Consider the following 542-nt stretch of genomic DNA (forward strand, 5'->3'; position numbering starts at 1 on the left):
CGGCATAGCGGCTCAGGTCCAGCCAGCGGCGCGCCTGGCGCTCGCCGTAGCGCGGCGAGGCCAGCAGGCGCTCGACGAGCTTTTCATGCGCCTTGGGCGACTTGTCGGCGACGAAGGCGTTGACCTCCTCGGGCGTGGGCAGGATGCCCCAGGCGTCGAGCGTGGCGCGGCGGATATAGGCGTGGCGGTCGGCCTCGGGCGAGGGGGCGATGCCTTGGGCCTCGAGCTTGGCCAGCACGAAGGCGTCCAGCGGCTGGCGCACCCAGGCCTTGGCCTTGGTGGCCGGCGTGGCGACTTGCGTGTTCAGCGGCGTGTAGGACCAGGGGCGCTCGCTGCCCTTGGTGAAGCCGCCGGGCGGCGCGTAGTCCTCGGCGGGGCTGAGGGTGGCAACGCCGGCCAGCAGGGCGGCGAGAGCAAGAGGGGCGATCCGGAACTTGGGCACGTAGGTCTCCCGGGGAAATGGCAAAGACGGAACTGAAGGGGTCAGCGCAATAAACGCGCCAGCGAAAACGGCGCGAATCGGGCCAAAAGAAGGGCAGATT

Annotated in this window: 1 protein-coding gene; it reads right to left on the reverse strand. The window is 69.9% G+C overall.

Annotated features, from left to right (window positions below; genetic code table 11):
• Positions 1 to 442 (reverse strand): DUF1549 domain-containing protein (locus tag AC1DU6_RS35470; protein ID WP_477863287.1); only part of this gene is annotated, 442 nt, incomplete at its 3' end.
• Between the last annotated feature and the right edge of the window lie 100 nt (positions 443 to 542).

The organism is Roseateles sp. P5_B10, from assembly GCF_056400485.1.